The sequence below is a fragment of the Thalassobius sp. Cn5-15 genome (genome assembly GCF_022347685.1).
In the GTDB taxonomy this organism is placed as follows: domain Bacteria; phylum Pseudomonadota; class Alphaproteobacteria; order Rhodobacterales; family Rhodobacteraceae; genus Thalassobius.
In genome coordinates, this window is the sequence record NZ_JAKRGF010000001.1 from 611,432 (window position 1) to 630,278 (window position 18,847).

Genomic DNA, 18,847 nt, shown 5'->3' on the forward strand with positions numbered 1-18,847 from the left:
TCATCAGTGAAAAAGTGTCCATCAAACCGGGGGAGCTCCAACTCCAGGCTGAGGTGCTGCGCTTTTTGAGTGCCAAGCCAGATTTTCCACGTGGCAACAACGGTGAGGTCCGCCCGAAGCGCGTGGCGGATATGTTGGTGAACCCGCTTTATGCAAGCTGCATTTGCAGTGAGGTTTATGAGTTGAACTGGCTGCGTGGGCACCACCAGCCGCTGATCTCATTGGAAACCTATGACAAGGTTCAAACCCGCCTGCATGGCACGGCCTATGCGCCAGCACGCAAGAATATCAGCGATGATTTCACTTTGCGCGGTTTTGTGACCTGCGGGGATTGTGGAAAGAAATTGCGCTCGTCGTGGGCAAAAGGGAAGTACAAGCACTACGCTTATTACCTTTGCCAGACCAAGGGCTGTGACAGCTACGGCAAATCCATTCCCCGGGCACGCGTTGAGGATGCCTTTGGGGATGTCGTTAGAACGCTGCAGACCACACCCGGTTTGTTGCAAATGGCTGAAACCATGTTCCGTGATGCGTGGGCGGCGCGGTTGGATCAGGTGAAGGACGTCACAAAATCGGTCCGCCGTCAGATCAGAGGGGGATAAGCAAATCGAATCCCTTTTGGATCGGATCATGAATGCGACCAATGACGCGGTGATTTCAGCTTATGAACAGAAGATCGGCCTGCTCGAAAAAGACAAAACCCGCCTGCACGATACGCTGATTCATCAGGCCCCTGCGCCCAAGCGATATGACGAGGCGCCAGAACTCTCCCTGAGGTTCCTGTCAAGCCCTTGGAAACTCTGGAAAAGCGGCCAGATTTTATTGCACAGAACGCTGCTCAGACTGGCGTTTACAGAAGGATTTTCTGACCATCGCACTGAGGGGGCTAGAACACCAAAAAACCTTATTATTCAAGACTTTAGGGGTGGCTTGAGGTGTTGAATATAAAAGTGGTGCGGGTGAAGGGACTTGAACCCCCACGCCTTGCGGCGCCAGAACCTAAATCTGGTGCGTCTACCAATTCCGCCACACCCGCATCCGATCAATGAAACACGCCGATTCAGCCTGTTTCGCAGAGCCGCTACTTAGCAAACCCTTTCAAGAGATGCGAGAGGAAAATTTCACTAAAAAACAGAAGACAAGTGACGTTATCCACAGTAAGCTGCTTGTATAAAAAAAATACAGGCAGAGCAGTAGGACATAGCCCATGAAACCGAAAACGGTCAGGGCGCGGCGTGGCGGTAACGTCATCGAAGCCCATTCGGAAACGACCTTTGGCATTTTGCCGGGGACGCAAATCCTCACCTTGGACGGCGCATTGCCGATTGAGGTCTTGTCGCCAGGCGACAAAATCATCACCCGCAGCAGTGGTGTTGCGATGCTGAAAGGCATCGAATGCGGTTACAAGACGTGTGAAACGGTGCGTGTGCGCGCTGGTTCGCTGGGTCACGACCGCCCCGGGATGGACACCATCCTTCCTTCTAAACAGAAGATTCTGATCCGCGATTGGCGTGCGCAGGCTCTCTATAATGAACCGCAGAAGCTGATCGAGGCACAGAACCTCATTGACGGCGAATACCTGCGCCTGCAACCTGCGGCGCGTCATATGGTGTTCCGCATGTTCTTTGATGAGCCGCAAGTGGTTTATGCAGACGGGCTTGAGGTGGATTGCGCCACCGCCAGCATCCGCATGATGGCCTAAACAACACCAGAAAAGATGATGAACGGGCCTGCGATTTGCGGGCCCTTTTCTGTTACCTCAAACCTTGAAGAGATCCCGCAGCACGATGGGCAGTTGCTCCGGCAGATCTTCGGCGATCAAACCGGGACCAAAGGTGCGGGCGCATTCCACATGCAGATAGGCAGCGGTCGTGGTGGCCTCATGCGGTGCGAATCCCCGCGCCAAAAGGCCGGTGGTGAAGCCCGCGAACACATCCCCTGCCCCAGCGGTCGCCAACCAAGGCGCGGCGCGGCCGTAATGGGCGGAATGGACACTGGTGCGGCCATCAGGAGTAGCGATGACGGTATCCGCCCCCTTGAATAGCACAGTGCAGCCTGCCCGTTTTGCCGCCGCGCGGGTGGCGTCAACCTTGGAATAGGCCGGGCCTTTGGTCGGCGGCTCTGCCAGTTCGGCAGCGATGTCTGGGAACAGGCGGGCGAATTCACCACCGTGCGGCGTCAGTACACAGGTGTCATGAAGCATGTCGAAAAGCGTCTGAGGGTCATCCGCATAGGCGCTGAGCCCATCTGCATCCAGAACACAAGCCCGTTTTGAGGCGAGCGCAACAGGCACCAGACACCGTGCCCGGTCATGCCCCAGCCCCGGCCCGAGACACAGCGCGTTGAGGCGCGTGTCCTCCAGCACCTTTGCCAACGCATCGCCGTCGCACACACGAGTCAGCATCAAGGCGGTGATTTGCGCCGCCACCTCCATCTGGGCAGACGGCGGCACCCCCACTGTGACCAGCCCCGCCCCGATCCGCAAAGCCCCGCGCGCCGCAAGCCGCGCCGCACCGGTTTTTCCAGAACCGCCAGAAAGGATGAGGGCGTGACCGTGAGAGAATTTATGCGCGCCGTGTTTGTCCAACAGATCTGGCACAGCCTCTACCTTATGAACCACACCGTCCGGCATAGCCGGACAGCCCCCGACCGCCCCCATGGGCGGGGGCTTCACCCCCACCCGCGGTCTGGGGCCATTCTCAATCGCAGTGCCCTGCAATCCAATGCCCTTAATGACAGTCTTGCCGGATAGGTAAGCACCATCCTGAAGGACGTGCCCCAGTTTCATACGGTGAAATGTCACGCTTAAATCTGCGCGTAGCGAAAGGTCACCGCCCAATGATCGCCCACTGTCCGCGCAAAGCCCCGAGGGCAGATCGACAGCAACAATAGGTACCTGTCCTTTATTGAAGATCTCTCGCACGACGGGCAAATCCAAAAACGGGCGCGTCAATCCTGTGCCGAACAGGGCATCCACGACGATATCCGCCTTCGGCAAACCAGAATCTGCCAACGGAAAAACGACCCCACTCTCACACCACCGATCATAATTCACCCGCGCATCCGGCGGCAGTTTTTCGGCATCACCGTATAGATACACCTCCATCGACCAGCCCCTCGCGGCCAGCAGGCGCGCAACGACAAATCCGTCGCCGCCATTATTGCCAGGACCGCACAGAACGACCGCGCGCCCCGGCGCATCCGCCAGTGCGGGCCATTCCTCAAAAATCGCCTCAACCACGCCTGCGCCGGCGCGCTCCATCAGCTCTAACCCGGTGACCTCACCGGACTGAATCGCCGCCTGTTCAATGGCGCGCATTTGTGCGGCTGTTAGCAGTTCCGTCATCTTTGCCTCATGGTAATGTCGCATTTGACCGCTATTGTGACGCTCTCTCCAGCGGGTATCACGCCTTAAAAATCAGCGCTTCAGGTAATTCGCCGGTGCGCAAATTTTCATTTCGCACATTATTTGGGCAGTTAGCACAAAATTTAAACGGCCTCCAAAAAACCGCCCGAATTTTAGGCCCCTCCTACTCTATCCGTTTGAGCCAAGGCAGGGAAAGTGATCTGTCAAATTTCAACGCAATACGGTTGGCGGCGGGGAGGCCTGCCAAGAACCCCAGTTAAGCCCGGTCGCGAGACCCGGTTGGTGAGGAGACACTGGCGATGAAAAAGATCGAAGCGATCATCAAGCCGTTCAAGCTGGACGAGGTGAAGGAAGCCCTGCAAGACGCAGGTATTCAGGGCCTGAGCGTGATCGAAGTTAAAGGTTTCGGTCGTCAGAAGGGCCACACAGAATTGTACCGCGGTGCGGAATATGTGGTCGATTTCCTGCCCAAGGTGAAAATCGAAGTTGTGCTGGACGACGACATGGTCGAAAGCGCGATTGAGGCCATCATCGACGCGGCGAAAACAGACAAAATCGGCGACGGCAAGATCTTTGTCAGCCCCGTCGAGCAAGCCATCCGCATCCGTACCGGCGAATCCGGCTCGGACGCACTGTAATTACCCATTTATCTTAAACGAAGGGACAAGAGCATGAGCGCAGAATCCGTTCTCAAGCTGATCAAAGACGAAGATGCGGCCTACGTCGACATCCGTTTCACCGACACGCGCGGCAAACTGCAGCACGTGACCGTTGATGTGGACCTGGTTGACGAAGACTTCCTCGAAGAAGGCTTCATGTTTGACGGCTCCTCCATCGCTGGCTGGAAATCGATCGAAAACTCGGACATGAAACTGATGCCCGACACCCTGTCGGCCTACATTGATCCGTTCTACGCCGAAAAAACCATCGCGATCCATTGTTCGATCGTTGAGCCCGACACCGGCGAAGCCTACGAGCGTGACCCGCGCGGCACCGCCCAAAAGGCCGAAGCCTACCTGAAATCTTCGGGCATTGGTGATGTTGCTTACATGGGCCCGGAAGCTGAATTCTTCCTGTTCGACAACGTACGTTTCTCTAACTCCATCAACAAAGTATCCTACGAAGTTGATGCGGTAGACGCGTCCTGGAACACCGACACCGAATACGAAATGGGCAACACCGGCCACCGTCCGGGCCTCAAGGGCGGTTACTTCCCGGTCAACCCGATCGACGATGCACAGGAAATCCGTTCCGAGATGCTGTCGACCATGAAGCGCACCGGCATGAAAGTGGACAAGCACCACCACGAGGTTGCGTCCTGTCAGCACGAGCTGGGTCTGATCTTTGACAGCCTGACCAAACAGGCCGACGAGCTGCAGAAGTACAAGTACATCATCCACAACGTTGCCCACGCCTACGGCAAATCGGCCACCTTCATGCCGAAGCCGATCTACGGTGATAACGGCACCGGCATGCACGTAAACATGTCGATCTGGAAAGACGGCAAGCCGCTGTTCGCTGGCGACAAATACGCTGATCTGTCGCAGGAAGCGCTGTATTTCATCGGTGGTGTGCTGAAGCACGCAAAAACCCTGAACGCCTTCACCAACCCGTCGACCAACTCTTACAAGCGTTTGATCCCGGGTTTTGAAGCACCTGTTCTGCGCGCCTACTCGGCACGTAACCGTTCGGGTTGTGTTCGTATCCCATGGACCGAATCGCCGAAAGCGAAACGTGTTGAAGCACGCTTCCCCGATCCTTCGGCCAACCCCTACCTGTGCTTCGCAGCACTGCTGATGGCTGGTCTGGACGGCATCAAGAACAAGATCGATCCCGGCGAAGCCATGGATAAGAACCTGTACGATCTGCCGGCCGAAGAATTGGCTGACATCCCGACCGTATGTGGTTCGCTGCGCGAAGCGCTGGATGCGCTGGCGGCAGACCATGACTTCCTGCTGGCCGGTGACGTGTTCACCAAAGACCAGATCGACGGTTATATCGACCTGAAGATGGAAGAGGTTGAAACCTACGAACACACCCCTCACCCGGTTGAGTTCGGCATGTACTACAGCTGCTAATTCGGGCTCCGAATTAACGGTTTGAATTGGAAGGGCGCTCCTCTGGGGCGCCCTTTTTTCATGGCAGCTTAATCACCACCACCGCGTCCGAACCGAGGGGTGAAAGCGAAGCGCTCGCCCCGTGGGGGCGGTTCGGGTGCTGAAAATCAGAGATTTGGCATAATAGACAAACTCTTAGTGGCGACAACGGTGCTTGCATTGATCAACGGCAGGCACCATTGTGACCTGCGAAACAGAGGCACCTGAGAAAAGACCACCCGCATGAAGATTGATCCGCTCTGGGACTTTGATGATCTGGCCGCCACCAAGGCGCGGTTTGAGGCAGCCTTTGCTGCCGCCACCGCACCGGAGGATCAGATCATCTGCCTCAGCCAGTTGGCGCGCATTGCAGGCCTTGATCAGGATTTCACCCTTGGTGAATCTCTGTTGGGTCAGGCGCGGGCGATCGGGCCGTCACCGGCAACAAACGCGCGGATCACGCTGGAAGCCGCCCGGCTGGCGCAGGCAGAGGGGCGCGCCGCAATGGCGGCAACGCTTTATCATCAGGCCGCCACTCAGGCCCGCGCAGCCGCAGCATTGAACGTAGCACTGGAGGCGCTGAATGAACAGACCAAAGGTGTACCAACAGCGGTGGCCCTCGCGATTGTCGATCAGGCGGAGAACCTGACCCGCAACACGCCTGCGCTACGCCACTATCTGGGACCGCTTTATCAGCAAACCGGCTGGTCTCTGTTTGAAGAGGGTGATCTAAACAGCGCGCTGACGATGTTTCAGCGCGACCACGCCCTGCGCCGTTCGCTGGGACAGGCAGCCGAGCGTCACACGGCCGGACTGCATATCGCACGGACATTACGAATGCTCGGGCGGTTTGCCGAAACGTCGGATCAGTTGCAGAATTTGGTGGTGGAGCTGGGGCCACATGGTCGCGGGTTGGGTGAGGTGTTTGAGGAACGCGCTGAACTGGCCTACGCCACCGATAAACCCGACGAGGCGCGCCAATACGCGCAGGATGCACGCGCACGTTTTGAGGCACGGGGGATGAGCGCGGACACTCACCCCTCCCGCTTTATGCGTCTGGCAATGCTGGCTGGTGAGGCGCCGGACGCGATCTAATCGGCGGTCAATTCACGCCCCAAATCACCGCTCACCATATAAGTATGGATCGAAAACACCGTCGCGCCGGTTTTCGGCAGGCGCAAGATCGCCTGTTTTTCTGAGCGCAGGAACGCCGCATCTTCACGGCTAACATAAGCGCGGGTGTCATATTCAGGGCGGGGGAAGTGTAATTCGCTGGTGTCATACCACAGGATATTAAATCGCCACAAAGGCCGCCCTGCCCGCACCCCGTCAAACAGCCGCTGCACCCGTTTGCCGATGTTGTCATCATAACTGTCTACCGGCACGTGGATCGCCAACAAAGGCTTCCCCAGTTTCTGCGCCAGCGTCCAACTGGACGGAAAACACAAAACAGCCGCCGTCAACACATGCTCATCGCCCTGTTTTTGCAGGATACACAGATCTTCCTGCACCAGCAGGCCAAGCGTTGCCAATGGATCGGCCATATCCAGTCCCACCACACCCCCGTCAGGCCGCAGCACGCTATCGGCCCTTACCTTATAGGCAGGGTTGGCGCGCAACTGATCCAACACCAGCGCTAATAATTCCTGCAAAGGCGCCTCGGCTTCGGGCAATGCGCCAATGACGGCATCGCGTTTGCCCGCAATCAAGGTCGTCCTATAGGCCATCTGGCCTAGAAATGCGTCGTCCACATGTAGCCAATTGGCCATGTCCAGTGGCTGTATACCCGGAAGTGGGCGCTGCGCCCGCAGATCGTAAGGCAATTTTTGTTGTAAAATCTGTACCATAGCCGCCATTAAACAAAATTCGAAAATATTTGAAAAGAGGCCTAACAGACAGATGGCCTAGGCCGTTAGATATACTAAGCCGCCACAGACAAAGAATGGCGGATGGTATGAGGCTTGCACACCCCTATCGCATGCAAGTGGTCAAACGCCCCTCAGCTGGGGCGCGGAAACCTGCGCTTTTGGCGCCTCACTCTGGTGAGCGAATCTGATTCCTTGCCTGAGTCGCATTGGCATGCCTTTTGCACAGCGATCCCGAAATCGGGGGCGCAAAAACTGACATGGGCACGACGGTACCCTGTCTGGTTTTAGGATTTTATTTTCGGCTCTTTCGGCGAAATGCCACCTCCTTTGGGGGGTATCCGACATCGAATAAGTCGGCATTTTCCACATCGCGTGGACTCCCACTGGTCCGAGTCGCAGTTTCTTCTCAGCAAAACTTTTCAGGCAGCTTCCCCGCCTATCGAGCACACCAAAAAACACTCAGGGGACGCGTCAGAAACATCGCTAGACGACAGCAACCACCTTTTCGACAGAAGAGAGGGAACGATAATGATCACTCTGAACGCACATGGCCTTGGCGCCAATGAGTACACTGAAGAACTGTTTGGTGCCAATATCTTAGCCAGCCGTGACCAGATCGGTGCAGACGGGACCTTTGACGAAAAGGTTGCGGCTCTGGGGATTGATCACATCCGTTATCCGGGTGGTTCGTTGACTGAGGACTATTTTGATCTGACCGATCCTGACAAGGCAAGCGCCATTGATCCCGACACCGGTCGCGAGGTCGAACTGCTGCCTTACAGCGAGTTTATGGCTTACGCCGAAGAGAACGATATCGACGTCACGGTCGTACTGCCAACCCGCAACTATCTGAGTGCCGAAGATGACGCCAGTGGCCACCGCACCGCCGAGGTGGATGAGGACGCGTTGCGCACCTTCGTGCGTGACACGCTGAACGGCGAATACGGTGATCCCACCATTCGTGGCTTTGAGATTGGCAACGAGTACTGGGGCAGCGGCGAAATGGACGCGCTGGAATATGGCCGTGTTTCATCACGGATGGCAGAAATCGTAAATGACGAAATCAACAACCATCCCCAGTCGGAGCTGTTTCAAGACATCGACATTCTGGTGCAGAACGGCCAGAACTATGGCTCTTCGCGCCTGTCGGACAGCTATGACCACATCCTCGAAGGCAATGACCAGCTGGCCGCTGTGATGAGCGACTACGGTCTGGATCTGGACCCAGATGTCTTCATGTACAACAATGGTGAAGTCGCCTGGCCCAAAGTGATGAACGAAATCATCATCTCGGAATTTGACACACAGGCTGAAATGGACGCCGTCGACGGTCTGGCCTTTCACATCTATTCCAAGGGCGCAGACAACGTAAACAGCCGCGACTTCGATCTGCGGTCGGCGGAACAGACCTGGGACGAACACTTTGACGGTCTGGAAAAGCACGTCACTGAGTGGAACCTCAAAGCCAGCCGCAGCTGGGAGGTTGAGGAAGAATATGGCCTGAAACAGGCCCATGAAATGCTGAACATGACCGAAGAGTTCACCGAACACGGTGTTGAAAGCGGTTTTGTCTGGGCGGTTCAACAAAACAACCTGACCAACCTTGCTGGCAATGAAGGTGACGAAGGACCGCTGAATGTGCCGGGCGAAATGTTCCGCATGATGAATGAAGTTCTGCCCAACACCACAGCAATTGATCTGAGCCCGGCCGACGGCACCGAACATGAAGTGGTCGAAGAAGATACCGCCGTACACTCGTTTTACAGCGACGACACCTTTGTCACCTTCATCGCCTCAAACAGCGAAGAGCCTCATCAGACACAGATTGATTTCTCGCAGATCCTAGATGCCGGCGGTACCATGCGGGTTGAGGTTCTGGGCGTCGAAGACGGCTATAACCCCACCGACAGCCGCAGCCCGGCCGAAGTGACAGAGCTGGATCCGGCAGATGTATTCAAAGACGGCGTTTTCACCGCTGATCTGGATGCTTATGAAATCATGCGTGTGGTGGTCGACAACCCCAATTACACGGAAGAATTCGAAAGGGCCGTGGCCCCTGAACCGGACGATCCTGATCCGGAGGCCGTGGGCGACAGCGTCCCCGACCCGGGCGACCCGATAATCCCCACGATACCCGACAATAACAGCGACCTTAACTACCCAGACGACACAGAGGAAAATCAACAACTCGCCGACGAAAGCCCAGACGATGACGGCGGGATGGCAGGAGGATTAGGCGGACTACTTGGCCTCCTCCCGCTGCTGGCTCTTCTGGGCGGCTTCTAAGACAAAGACTTGACGACATAGGGTGCTGACCCTGACTTCGGTTAAACACAGAAAACATAGGATCTCTGGATCTCTTCGACGTAACATTCCGAAGATTGAGAAGGTGGATCCCAGCAATACGCGGCCTCACCCCGGCACGCCTCAGCCAAGCTGAAGCAGGATGATCCGGAAGACCGCAGAAAAAAATCCAAACATTCTAAATCTGCGCCGAAGTGTGTCTAAGTGCGACCTATACTTTGGATAGATTTTTACCCCCCTCCGCCTCTTAACTTACCCCCCTCTGCCAGCGCCTTGGTGGCCCAAGGATATCCCCCATGCCCGATCTGATACGCAGGCGCGCGTAGGGGGATATATGCATGTAAAAAGGAAGAAAACGGGCCCATTTAGACAATTCTTTGCTGATGCCTGGGCAAGTCCGGTGACGCCTTGTGGCGCCTTCATGCCACGCGCCAAAACTGCCTTCGAACTCCATAGACACCTTTTGAACAGGTGACATGACCGAAGTCGTATGTGATTGGTAAAAGGTCATTCACAATCTTCGCAGTCGCACGATCATCGTGGGCGCTGATCGGTCACATTAAACGCATGCGGCTCAGGCACAGAAAGTGCAATCAAGGAATGGGTTGCCGAGCTACCGAATATAGCGTGACCGCATCACATAATCCTTGCGCGGGCCCTGCACTGTCCATGTGGCCCGCCAGTCAGGCCAGCGGGTGAAATCCATCACCACGTCATATTGATCAGGGCTGCACCAGTGTGCCGCGGCGGTCTCTCCGTCAGGGCGAAACTGGAAAAAGGCGCGCCCATCAGCGAAGAAGGTCGCGATCGCTGCGCCATCGGGGCGCCAGATATAGCGTTGGCTGCCCTGCATCGGCGGTTGGCCTGCCACCTCCAGCGTCCCCTCTTCGACCAGCATCAGACCGTCCTCATAACGTCGAAAGGTGGCGGTTCCGACCAGCGTCATATCGGGGCCGACCGCGTTTTCCACCAAGCGGGTCAGCTGCCAGACACCTTCAAAGGACCAAAGATCAAGATTTACGGGGGTCTGCGTCACGTTATGCCCTCTCCTACCCTTGTCGTAGAGCTGTCACATCGCTAAGCAATGCGCAAGTTCCAGCAGATCAAGGAAAAGCCGATGATCCCTCGTTATGCCCGCCCCGAAATGACCGCTATCTGGTCGCCGGAAACCAAATTCCGCATCTGGTATGAGATCGAGGCACACGCCTGTGACGCTCAGGCCAAACTGGGGGTGATCCCGCAGGAAAACGCCGACGCCGTTTGGAAAGCCAAGGACGTTGAATTTGACGTCGCCCGCATTGATGAGATTGAGGCCGTCACCAAACACGACGTCATCGCCTTCCTGACCCATCTGGCCGAACATGTCGGTTCCGAGGAAGCGCGTTTTGTGCATCAGGGCATGACCTCCTCGGACGTGCTGGACACCTGCCTGAACGTGCAGCTGGTGCGTGCCGCGGACATCCTGCTGGCCGATATGGATCGCCTGCTGGCGGCGCTGAAAACCCGCGCGCTGGAACACAAGGACACCGTCCGCGTTGGCCGCAGCCACGGCATCCACGCTGAACCCACCACCATGGGTCTGACCTTTGCCCGTTTCTACGCTGAAATGGACCGCAACAAGGCGCGTCTGCAACAAGCGCGTGAAGAGATCGCCACTGGCGCGATTTCCGGCGCGGTTGGTACCTTTGCCAACATTGATCCGGCGGTTGAAGAGCATGTTTGTGCCGAACTGGGCCTGAAACCCGAACCGATCAGCACACAGGTGATCCCCCGCGACCGTCACGCAATGTTCTTTGCCGTGCTGGGCGTAATCGCATCGTCTATCGAAAACGTCGCAATCGAAATCCGCCACATGCAGCGGACCGAGGTTCTGGAAGGTGCCGAGTTTTTCTCGATGGGCCAAAAGGGCTCGTCCGCGATGCCGCACAAGAAGAACCCTGTTCTGACCGAAAACCTGACCGGTCTGGCCCGTCTGGTGCGCATGACCGTGATCCCCGCAATGGAAAACGTCGCGCTGTGGCACGAGCGTGACATTTCGCATTCCTCCGTGGAACGTGGCATTGGACCGGATGCGACCGTGACGCTGGATTTTGCCCTGAACCGTCTGGCTGGCGTGGTCGAGAAAATGCTGATTTTCCCCGATAACATGCTGGACAACATGAACAAATTCCCCGGTCTGGTGATGTCGCAGCGCGTGCTTCTGGCCCTGACCCAAGCGGGTGTCAGCCGTGAAGGTGCCTATTCCATGGTGCAGCGCAACGCCCTGAAAGTTTGGGAAGAGCGTCTGGATTTCCGCGAGCTGCTGCTGGCAGACGAAGAAGTGGTTGCCGCCCTTGGCGTTGATGGCATCAACGAAAAATTCGACATGGGCTATCACACCAAACATGTCGACACGATCTTCAAGCGCGTTTTCGGCGAAAGCTAAGCCCCTGTTGACATGGGATTTAAACCGCCCTCCTGTCGGGGGGCGGTTTTTCTATGTCTGGGGGCGTTTCAGCGCACGACAAAAGGCGCATCATGGATGATCGGATCAATCGGGGTGCCGTCGTTTTCTGCCGCGTGACGATCATAGGTTTTCACGCCCGCAGGCAGAATGGTGTCACTACGCGCTTCTGAGACGAAGATGTGTTTGCTGTTCTCCGCCGTCACCTTGACCCCGTTCGGATCATCCAGCGTCCCAAGGTAAAGGCCGATTTTATCCGGCCAACGGTCAAACCCCAGTGCCAGCTTGGTGCCACAGCGGGCACAGAAATGCACATGCACGTCCTTGCCGCTACCGGCGGAGGGTTGCGAATAGATCTTGGGCGCCACCCCGCTGAAATGGAAGGCGTCCAGATCAAAGATCGGCTCTACCATACCATCCGCCCCTGTTGCCCGTTGGCAAAAGGTGCAGTGGCAGATCGTCACCCAGAGCGGATCTACGTCAATTTCATAGCGTGTATCACCGCAAAGGCAGCCGCCGGTGTGTCTAATGCTCATAAGGCGTTCCTTTCTTAGGTTTCGTCCGCAAGGTCGGGCAGTGGGCAGTCATGCCCTGCAGCCTGCAAATAACGCGCGGCGGCACCCGCCTTGATCGTAGGAATCAGCACATGTTCGCCGTCAAAGGTGCAGACAACAAAGACCCCGATCCCATTGTCAGACAGCGGCGCGATCAGCGATTGCACGATGCCTGCCGCCTCAAACGGGAACGGACCGACTGTGCGCAGACAGGTCCACCCGCCTTCGCTTTGCACCGTATCCGGCACGCGATCCTCAAGACAAATCAATGTGGTTTCGTCGTCTGAACAGACCAGCGCCCTGAAGCCCGACCCCGCAAACCAATCGGGCACTTGCGCATCAGCGGGCAAACGGCTGATCGTATAGCGCCCTGGAACAAAACGGATTTTTAAACGATGTGTCATCACGTCCTCCATGAATTCTTGAAGAAGGACATTCCAGCGATGGCAGGCCAGCCCGCTGGAGCTTCATCTTCCGATGATATGCTGAAAGGCTACACACCAGCCTCCCCTGACGCAAGCCCCCCAGCTCTGCCGCCGTCAGCGAACGCGCCCACTACCGTAAAACCCCCGCGTGACAGCGCCGCTACCTTCGGTTAGGTCGGTGGGCACAGTTTCAAAACCACACAGGCGCCCAATGTCCCAGAACAACAAAGCCATCCTACTGATGATCACGGCGGTGTTCTGTTTCACCGTGATGGATGCCACCGCCAAAGAGTTGGGCCGTCATCTGGGGATCATGCAAGCAATTTGGGCACGTTATGCAGGTCAGGCGCTAATGGTGTTCCTGATAGTACTGCCACGTCTCCAAACCGTGGCGCGGACGCGATATCCGGGACTGCAACTCTTACGCTCTGTGATCCTCCTCGGGGCGACGGGCAGTTTCTTTACAGGTATCAGCTACATTGATTTGGCAGAGGCAACTGCGATCATGAACGTCAATCCGGTACTGATTACGCTGGGGGCTGCGCTTTTCCTGGGCGAAGGGCTGGGCCCCCGCCGCGCGGTTGGCATTGGCGTGGCGCTGATTGGGGCGTTGATCATCATACGCCCCGGCAGTGGCGTGTTCACCGCCTATGCGCTGCTGCCGCTGATGGCCGCCCTATGCTACAGCTGCTACAATCTGGTGACCCGCTATGTGGGCGCGCATGAGGATGCGTGGACCTCCCTCCTCTATACGGCCGCGTTTGGTGCGGTGATCCTCAGCGTGATTGTACCGTTCCATTGGCAGCCGGTGGATGGGCGCGCGTTGGTACTTATGGGGATCTTGGCCGTCGCAGGCACAGTCGCGCAATTGCTGTTGATCAAATCGCTGAGGATTGGCGAGGCCGGTATGCTTGCCCCCTTTGCCTATGTCAGCCTGATCTTTGCCACCCTGTGGGGCCTGCTGTTCTTTGACGAATATCCGGATTTCTGGACAATTGTCGGCGCTCTTGTGATTGTGGCGGCGGGGATTTATGTCTGGCATCGAGAGACCGCGTCTGAGAAAGCCGAAGCGCGCGCGAAACAACGCGCTGAGCAAGGAACCTGACCCCCGCCATGGCCAAATCCACCCCGACCCGTTTGCAAGAAGCCGGCGCCTATCTGGCCAACATGGTGCTGAGTGCGCCATTAAAGCTGGCGCTGGGGCTGCCCTATCACACCCGTGTGCGGTTGATGGGGGCGGTGATGTCGCGGGGACTGGCGCCGCTGCTGGGCTATCGCAAGCGGGTGATCAACAACCTCAATCTGGTTTGGTCCGACCTGCCAGAAGCAGAGAAGAAACGGCTGGCCCGCGCGGTGCCCGATAATTTCGGCCGCACCTTGGTGGAAATTTATTCTGGAAGCGATTTCAAAGAGCATCTGGCCACGACCCAACCCGAAGGTCCGGGCCTGCCTGCCTTGCGACAGGCCCAAGCCGACGGGCGCCCTGTCATTCTGGTGTCGGGCCATTTTGGCAACCATGATGCGGTGCGTGCCACCGTGTCACGGGATTTCTCGCCCGTTGGTGCGCTCTACCGGCCGCTGGACAACAGCTACTTCAACGACCATTGGGAACAGGCAATCGAAGGCATCGCTGCCCCCGCCTTTGCACGTGGCCGTCGCGGGTTGGCACAGATGGTAAAATACCTGCGCGGCGGCGGAATCATCGCGCTCTTGGTCGACCAGCATGTCCGTGACGGCGCGCCGCTGACCTTCTTTGGCCATCCGGCAAAAACCACTTTGTCGACGGCGGAGATGGCGGTGAAATACAACGCACTGGTATTGCCGGTTTTTGGGCTGCGTCAGCCGGATGGCTTCAGCTTTCGCGCGATCATTCAGGAAGAGATTCCCCATGACACGCCAGAAGTGATGGCACAGGCGATGAATGACGCCCTCGAGGCGATGGTGCGTAAACATCCCGAACAATGGTTCTGGGTTCACCGCCGCTGGAAGGGTTAAGAGCGAAAGATAACATGTTGATAAAAAAGAACAGCCAGCGAGTGATCGCTGGCTTTCTGTTTTGTCGCGTCGGGTAACGCTGATCAGCGCAGGCGCGCTGCGGCGACGATGCGACCGGGGCCACGTTCCTGCAGGATCACCACGACGGGATCATCGCCAGACACTTTGGTCTGCAGCGACAGCGGCTTGCGCATGTCCCAGTCGCCCACACGTTCCCACGAGGTGACGATGTTGTGGTATTCAATGCTGCGACCCGCGTTTTCGCCAGACCGGATGTTGACCATTTCCTCGGGCGTGTAGCGCACCAATTGCACAACCAGACGCTCCCGGTCCCCGCCCAATGCTTTGGCAGAGATGGTCAGTTGGTTGCCCGACCGATTCAGGCCCAAGTCAACCTCTGCCGCTTTGGCACCATGCTGGCTGATCAAGGCATTAACATTCTTGGGATGGTTGCCGACCACATGTTCCTGACCCTGCACAATCATCTGCGGGGTATAGACGGTGCGGCGGCCTGCCTCTTGTGCGTAGCTGTGCTGACGCTTGGTGTATTGGGGCGAAGCGAACTGATCCTTCCAGCCGATGTAGTCCCAATAGTCCACATGCAGCGCCAGCGGAATCACATCCGAGCGCATTGCCAACTGCCCCAGAAACGCATCCGCGGGTGGGCAGCTAGAACAACCTTGTGAGGTAAAGAGCTCAACGACAACGGGATGATCAACGCTCTGGGCGGTGGCGGCTTGGCCGCCACTCCAGATGGAGGCAGCAGCGGCAAGGATAGTCAGCATTTTACGCATGTTTCGGCGGATTCCTTAACGTGTCTTTAAGTCTGTAATAAGCGCTCGGGCGGCGTATGACCAATCAATGATTGCTCACAAGTGAGTGAAGAAATGCGACAATCCTAATGCTGCACATGCACCCGGGAAAACACGCGCAGTGCTGCGGCCCGCCCTTAAAAACAAGAGATTTCCCGTCACAAATCCTCTTACTGCGTTGCAGCACTTTGAGCTTCGGCGATGGCTGGCGCTAAAACACCTTCGATCACGCGCTGGGTTACGGGGCCAGCGTGACGCACAACAATACGTCCTTTTCCGTCCACAACGTAGGTTTCCGGCACGCCGTAAACACCCCAATCCAACGCCATCCGACCCTGTGCATCCTGTCCAACAGCCTCATAGGGGTTGCCCAATTCTGCAAGGAAACCTAATGCGTTCTCAGGCTTGTCCTTGTAGTTCACGCCGTAGATTGGCAGGCCACCTTCCGCCAGCTCCTCTAGGTTGGGGTGCTCCACACGACAGGGCGCACACCAGCTGGCCCAGTAGTTGACCAGCTTGACCCGCCCATCCTGCATCGCCGCCAGATCAAACACCGGCAAGTCACCCAGCGGCGTTACGCTAACGCTGGGCACCGCGCGTCCTGCCAGTGCGGTGGGCAGCGCATCGGGATTGTCGCGTTGCATGCCGGTGTAAAACATCACCGCCAGACCGCCGAACAGAACCGGCGGCAGCACCATAAGCCAATTGGTTTTAGCCATGTTTCTTCACCCGTGCCTCAACTTCTTCCAATGCGGTGCGGACGCGGCGCGCCCGCGCCACAGACAGCACCACCAGCGCTAAGATCAGCCCCAGCGACACTGCATAGGACGACAAAACAGCATCCGCGTATTTTCCCAGATCAGGCATCATTGCATCCTTTCACGCGCCAGAAGCGCTCGCATGCGGCGGGCGCGGATTTCGGTTTGGGTGCGCAGGAAAACCAGCGCAATAAACAGCATGACAAATCCCGCCATTGAAATGAACAGCGGCGTGGCAAAGACGTTGCTGACACGCTCTTCGGTATCTCCCATCAGCGCACCGGCTCGCAGGACCGACGAGCCCTGATGCAGGCCCTGATTCCAGAAGTTCACCGCATAGCGGCTGAGGATCGCAAAAACTGATCCCACCAAACACAGGATGGAGGTCAGATCAGCGGCCGTATCATCCTCCTCAATCGCGGACCACAGTGCGATATAGCCGAGGTAGAACAGAAACAGGATCAGGAAAGACGTGAGGCGCGGATCCCATTCCCACCACGTGCCCCACATAGGCTGCCCCCAAATCGCACCGGTGGCCAGCGCAATCACCGTCATCACCGCCCCGATAGGTGCCGCCGCGCGAGCCGCCAGTGCAGACACGTGATGGCGGCGTACGATCCACACCAGCGAAGTGACCAGCATCATCGCCCATGTATTGATCGCCATCATCGCCGCAGGCACGTGGATATAGATGATCTTCACCGTGGATCCCTGGCGGAAATCATCCGGCGTAAAGAAAAAGCCCCAGACCAAACCAACAGCCATCAGCACCACGGCCAAACCAGTCACCCACGGCAACAGGCGGTTGGTGGTTGCAATGAATTTTTTGGGGTTGGCATATTCCCAGATCGAGCTCATGACCCTCTCCTATCCGTCCTGACGCCCATTGCAAGAGCGTGGGTATTCATGTCTTGGTCTCTTGGCCGCATGTTGTCATCCCCTATCTAAGGTTCACCCGCAGCACAGCCGCTGAGGCAAATGGCAGCAGGGCAATGACAGCAAAGGTAATGCCCGCCAGCATTAACAGTGATGTCTGTGCCGTCAGCCCCTCGATCGAACGACGCGCCATTTCGGCGCCGAAGATTAGCGTCGGCACATATAGCGGCAGCACAAGGAGGCTGAGCAGTAGCCCCCCCCGTTTCAGCCCAACTGTCAGCGCCGCACCAAAAGTGCCTATGACACTGAGCGCCGGTGTGCCAATGAGCAGTGATATCACAAGTGGGCCATAGCCAGCCGCAGGCAGATTGAGCAGCACACCGAACACTGGCGCAGCAATCACCAATGGCAGACCTGTGGTCAGCCAATGGGCCAGCGCCTTCACACTGACAATCGCCTCCAACGGCAACGGCGCGGTGGCCAAGAGGTCCAGCGATCCATCCTCCCAATCAAGAGCAAAGATGCGGTCAAGTGACAACAGACAGGCCAGCAGCGCGCCCAGCCACAGGATGCCCGGCGCAATCTTGCTCAAGAGGCTAGAGTTCGGTCCAACCCCGAAAGGCACCAGAACCACCACGATCAGAAAGAACGCCAAGCCAAGGCCAAAGCCACCGCCCGCACGGATCGCAAGGCGCAGGTCACGGAGCAGAAGGGCAATCACAGGAACGCTCCATCAAAGTCGTCGATCGTGGGCGGTTTGGCCTTGAACGGACCAACATCCATCACCCGCGCCTCTGACAGCCCAAGGTCGATATGGGTCGCCAACAACGCCAGACCGCCGCCCGCCAGATGGGCGCGCACGGCTTCGGCGAACATTGCAACCGCGTCGGTGTCCAGCGACACAGTGGGTTCATCCATCACCCACACGGGCCGTCCAGTGACAACCATCCGCGCCAGCCCCAGCCGCCGTTTTTGCCCAGCAGACAGCCCTCCCGCAGGACGAGCCGCCAGTGGGTCCAACTGGAACGCGGCCAGTGCCGCGTCAATGGAGCCGGTGCCAAAGACCGACGCCCAGAAGGTCAGGTTTTCGGCCACCGTTAACGGTGCTTTGATCCCGTCGGCATGACCGGAATAGGCCATCTGTTCGCGGTCCAGGCTGACAGTGCCCAAAAGCGCGGGTTGCAAGCCAGCAATGGTGCGCAACAGCGTGGTTTTGCCGATCCCATTGGGTCCGCGCAACACCAGCGCCGCACCGGCGCTGACGGCGAGGTTGACCCCCTCCAGCACGGCAATGCCGCCACGGGTCACAGTCAGGTCTGAGACTTGCAATTCCATAAGGCGGTCCTACC

21 protein-coding genes and 1 tRNA gene are annotated in these 18,847 nt (G+C 57.4%); 10 read left to right on the forward strand and 12 right to left on the reverse strand.

Translation table 11 applies throughout. The annotated features are described in order from the left end of the window. Positions 1-65 precede the first annotated feature (65 nt). Positions 66-602, forward strand: a complete 537-nt coding sequence (locus MHM86_RS03025) for a recombinase zinc beta ribbon domain-containing protein (protein ID WP_239195567.1) — start codon at positions 66-68, stop codon at positions 600-602. Between the two features lie 28 nt (positions 603-630). Then, on the forward strand, positions 631-942 hold the full coding sequence (locus MHM86_RS03030) for a hypothetical protein (RefSeq protein ID WP_239195568.1): 312 nt from the start codon (positions 631-633) through the stop codon (positions 940-942). 9 nt (positions 943-951) lie between these two features. On the opposite strand, the gene MHM86_RS03035 is transcribed toward MHM86_RS03030, so the two are convergent. Continuing rightward, positions 952-1,036 (reverse strand) — tRNA-Leu (locus MHM86_RS03035). 171 nt (positions 1,037-1,207) lie between these two features. Between MHM86_RS03035 and MHM86_RS03040 the strand changes: the two genes are divergently transcribed. Then, the gene (locus MHM86_RS03040) at positions 1,208-1,702 is read left to right on the forward strand and encodes a Hint domain-containing protein (protein WP_239195569.1); all 495 of its coding nucleotides are present in this window, start codon (positions 1,208-1,210) and stop codon (positions 1,700-1,702) included. Between the two features lie 57 nt (positions 1,703-1,759). Here the strand turns inward: MHM86_RS03040 and MHM86_RS03045 are convergent, their stop codons facing one another. Further along, on the reverse strand, positions 1,760-3,346 hold the full coding sequence (locus MHM86_RS03045) for an NAD(P)H-hydrate dehydratase (RefSeq protein ID WP_239195571.1): 1,587 nt from the start codon (positions 3,344-3,346) through the stop codon (positions 1,760-1,762). Positions 3,347-3,666: 320 nt separating this feature from the next. Here MHM86_RS03045 and MHM86_RS03050 point away from each other — a divergent pair, with 320 nt between their 5' ends. The 3 genes from MHM86_RS03050 (at position 3,667) to MHM86_RS03060 (ending at position 6,558) form a co-directional block, all read left to right on the forward strand. After that, complete coding sequence (locus MHM86_RS03050) at positions 3,667-4,005, forward strand: P-II family nitrogen regulator (RefSeq protein WP_239195572.1); 339 nt, start codon at positions 3,667-3,669, stop codon at positions 4,003-4,005. Between the two features lie 33 nt (positions 4,006-4,038). Then, positions 4,039-5,445 carry a type I glutamate--ammonia ligase gene (gene glnA, locus MHM86_RS03055; protein WP_239195574.1) on the forward strand — a complete coding sequence of 469 codons (1,407 nt, stop codon included), beginning with the start codon at positions 4,039-4,041 and terminating at the stop codon, positions 5,443-5,445. A 261-nt stretch (positions 5,446-5,706) separates the two neighbouring features. Beyond that, positions 5,707-6,558: a hypothetical protein gene (locus tag MHM86_RS03060; RefSeq protein ID WP_239195576.1), complete on the forward strand. Its 852-nt coding sequence runs from the start codon at positions 5,707-5,709 to the stop codon at positions 6,556-6,558. On the opposite strand, the gene MHM86_RS03065 is transcribed toward MHM86_RS03060, so the two are convergent. Continuing rightward, positions 6,555-7,319 (reverse strand): DUF3445 domain-containing protein, encoded by a 765-nt coding sequence (locus MHM86_RS03065; RefSeq protein ID WP_370644005.1) that lies wholly within the window; start codon positions 7,317-7,319, stop codon positions 6,555-6,557. The two genes, MHM86_RS03060 and MHM86_RS03065, sit on opposite strands and share 4 nt — an antisense overlap. Positions 7,320-7,859: 540 nt before the next feature. Between MHM86_RS03065 and MHM86_RS03070 the strand changes: the two genes are divergently transcribed. Then, a complete protein-coding gene (locus tag MHM86_RS03070) occupies positions 7,860-9,617 on the forward strand; it encodes a type I secretion protein (RefSeq protein ID WP_239195579.1) in 1,758 nt (585 codons plus the stop codon). 631 nt (positions 9,618-10,248) lie between these two features. On the opposite strand, the gene MHM86_RS03075 is transcribed toward MHM86_RS03070, so the two are convergent. Continuing rightward, positions 10,249-10,671: a DUF6314 family protein gene (locus MHM86_RS03075; RefSeq protein WP_239195590.1), complete on the reverse strand. Its 423-nt coding sequence runs from the start codon at positions 10,669-10,671 to the stop codon at positions 10,249-10,251. 81 nt (positions 10,672-10,752) lie between these two features. Between MHM86_RS03075 and purB the strand changes: the two genes are divergently transcribed. Further along, the gene (purB, locus tag MHM86_RS03080) at positions 10,753-12,060 is read left to right on the forward strand and encodes an adenylosuccinate lyase (protein ID WP_239195596.1); all 1,308 of its coding nucleotides are present in this window, start codon (positions 10,753-10,755) and stop codon (positions 12,058-12,060) included. Between the two features lie 68 nt (positions 12,061-12,128). On the opposite strand, the gene MHM86_RS03085 is transcribed toward purB, so the two are convergent. Both MHM86_RS03085 and MHM86_RS03090 read right to left on the reverse strand, forming a co-directional pair. Beyond that, positions 12,129-12,614 carry a GFA family protein gene (locus tag MHM86_RS03085; RefSeq protein WP_239195598.1) on the reverse strand — a complete coding sequence of 162 codons (486 nt, stop codon included), beginning with the start codon at positions 12,612-12,614 and terminating at the stop codon, positions 12,129-12,131. A 14-nt stretch (positions 12,615-12,628) separates the two neighbouring features. Continuing rightward, positions 12,629-13,036, reverse strand: a complete 408-nt coding sequence (locus tag MHM86_RS03090) for an ACT domain-containing protein (RefSeq protein ID WP_239195599.1) — start codon at positions 13,034-13,036, stop codon at positions 12,629-12,631. A 232-nt stretch (positions 13,037-13,268) separates the two neighbouring features. Here MHM86_RS03090 and MHM86_RS03095 point away from each other — a divergent pair, with 232 nt between their 5' ends. Both MHM86_RS03095 and MHM86_RS03100 read left to right on the forward strand, forming a co-directional pair. Next, positions 13,269-14,162, forward strand: coding sequence for a DMT family transporter (locus MHM86_RS03095; protein ID WP_239195603.1), 894 nt, complete (start codon positions 13,269-13,271; stop codon positions 14,160-14,162). A gap of 8 nt (positions 14,163-14,170) precedes the next feature. Continuing rightward, on the forward strand, positions 14,171-15,052 hold the full coding sequence (locus tag MHM86_RS03100; RefSeq protein ID WP_239195605.1) for a lysophospholipid acyltransferase family protein: 882 nt from the start codon (positions 14,171-14,173) through the stop codon (positions 15,050-15,052). A gap of 83 nt (positions 15,053-15,135) precedes the next feature. On the opposite strand, the gene MHM86_RS03105 is transcribed toward MHM86_RS03100, so the two are convergent. From MHM86_RS03105 to ccmA, 6 genes are all read right to left on the reverse strand, one after another. Next, entirely contained in the window at positions 15,136-15,837 is a 702-nt protein-coding gene (locus MHM86_RS03105; protein WP_370644055.1) for a DUF1223 domain-containing protein, read from the reverse strand. A gap of 197 nt (positions 15,838-16,034) precedes the next feature. Next, complete coding sequence (locus tag MHM86_RS03110) at positions 16,035-16,583, reverse strand: DsbE family thiol:disulfide interchange protein (RefSeq protein ID WP_239195609.1); 549 nt, start codon at positions 16,581-16,583, stop codon at positions 16,035-16,037. Continuing rightward, positions 16,576-16,734 (reverse strand): heme exporter protein CcmD, encoded by a 159-nt coding sequence (gene ccmD, locus MHM86_RS03115; protein ID WP_239195611.1) that lies wholly within the window; start codon positions 16,732-16,734, stop codon positions 16,576-16,578. The genes MHM86_RS03110 and ccmD overlap by 8 nt, the downstream gene beginning before the upstream one ends. Then, entirely contained in the window at positions 16,731-17,480 is a 750-nt protein-coding gene (locus MHM86_RS03120; protein ID WP_239195618.1) for a heme ABC transporter permease, read from the reverse strand. The genes ccmD and MHM86_RS03120 overlap by 4 nt, the downstream gene beginning before the upstream one ends. Before the next feature lie 82 nt (positions 17,481-17,562). After that, on the reverse strand, positions 17,563-18,219 hold the full coding sequence (gene ccmB, locus MHM86_RS03125; RefSeq protein WP_239195619.1) for a heme exporter protein CcmB: 657 nt from the start codon (positions 18,217-18,219) through the stop codon (positions 17,563-17,565). Beyond that, positions 18,216-18,833, reverse strand: a complete 618-nt coding sequence (ccmA, locus tag MHM86_RS03130; protein ID WP_239195620.1) for a heme ABC exporter ATP-binding protein CcmA — start codon at positions 18,831-18,833, stop codon at positions 18,216-18,218. The genes ccmB and ccmA overlap by 4 nt, the downstream gene beginning before the upstream one ends. Positions 18,834-18,847 lie beyond the last annotated feature (14 nt).

What these genes read in the sequence shown, in the direction of transcription:
- MHM86_RS03030 (WP_239195568.1), top strand. Translation starts at nt 631, where the DNA reads ATGAATGCGACCAATGACGCGGTGATTTCAGCTTATGAACAGAAGATC.
- MHM86_RS03040 (WP_239195569.1), top strand. Translation starts at nt 1,208, where the DNA reads ATGAAACCGAAAACGGTCAGGGCGCGGCGTGGCGGTAACGTCATCGAA.
- MHM86_RS03045 (WP_239195571.1), bottom strand. Translation starts at nt 3,346, where the DNA reads ATGACGGAACTGCTAACAGCCGCACAAATGCGCGCCATTGAACAGGCG.
- MHM86_RS03050 (WP_239195572.1), top strand. Translation starts at nt 3,667, where the DNA reads ATGAAAAAGATCGAAGCGATCATCAAGCCGTTCAAGCTGGACGAGGTG.
- glnA (WP_239195574.1), top strand. Translation starts at nt 4,039, where the DNA reads ATGAGCGCAGAATCCGTTCTCAAGCTGATCAAAGACGAAGATGCGGCC.
- MHM86_RS03060 (WP_239195576.1), top strand. Translation starts at nt 5,707, where the DNA reads ATGAAGATTGATCCGCTCTGGGACTTTGATGATCTGGCCGCCACCAAG.
- MHM86_RS03065 (WP_370644005.1), bottom strand. Translation starts at nt 7,319, where the DNA reads ATGGCGGCTATGGTACAGATTTTACAACAAAAATTGCCTTACGATCTG.
- MHM86_RS03070 (WP_239195579.1), top strand. Translation starts at nt 7,860, where the DNA reads ATGATCACTCTGAACGCACATGGCCTTGGCGCCAATGAGTACACTGAA.
- purB (WP_239195596.1), top strand. Translation starts at nt 10,753, where the DNA reads ATGATCCCTCGTTATGCCCGCCCCGAAATGACCGCTATCTGGTCGCCG.
- MHM86_RS03085 (WP_239195598.1), bottom strand. Translation starts at nt 12,614, where the DNA reads ATGAGCATTAGACACACCGGCGGCTGCCTTTGCGGTGATACACGCTAT.
- MHM86_RS03090 (WP_239195599.1), bottom strand. Translation starts at nt 13,036, where the DNA reads ATGACACATCGTTTAAAAATCCGTTTTGTTCCAGGGCGCTATACGATC.
- MHM86_RS03095 (WP_239195603.1), top strand. Translation starts at nt 13,269, where the DNA reads ATGTCCCAGAACAACAAAGCCATCCTACTGATGATCACGGCGGTGTTC.
- MHM86_RS03100 (WP_239195605.1), top strand. Translation starts at nt 14,171, where the DNA reads ATGGCCAAATCCACCCCGACCCGTTTGCAAGAAGCCGGCGCCTATCTG.
- MHM86_RS03105 (WP_370644055.1), bottom strand. Translation starts at nt 15,837, where the DNA reads ATGCTGACTATCCTTGCCGCTGCTGCCTCCATCTGGAGTGGCGGCCAA.
- MHM86_RS03110 (WP_239195609.1), bottom strand. Translation starts at nt 16,583, where the DNA reads ATGGCTAAAACCAATTGGCTTATGGTGCTGCCGCCGGTTCTGTTCGGC.
- ccmD (WP_239195611.1), bottom strand. Translation starts at nt 16,734, where the DNA reads ATGATGCCTGATCTGGGAAAATACGCGGATGCTGTTTTGTCGTCCTAT.
- MHM86_RS03120 (WP_239195618.1), bottom strand. Translation starts at nt 17,480, where the DNA reads ATGAGCTCGATCTGGGAATATGCCAACCCCAAAAAATTCATTGCAACC.
- ccmA (WP_239195620.1), bottom strand. Translation starts at nt 18,833, where the DNA reads ATGGAATTGCAAGTCTCAGACCTGACTGTGACCCGTGGCGGCATTGCC.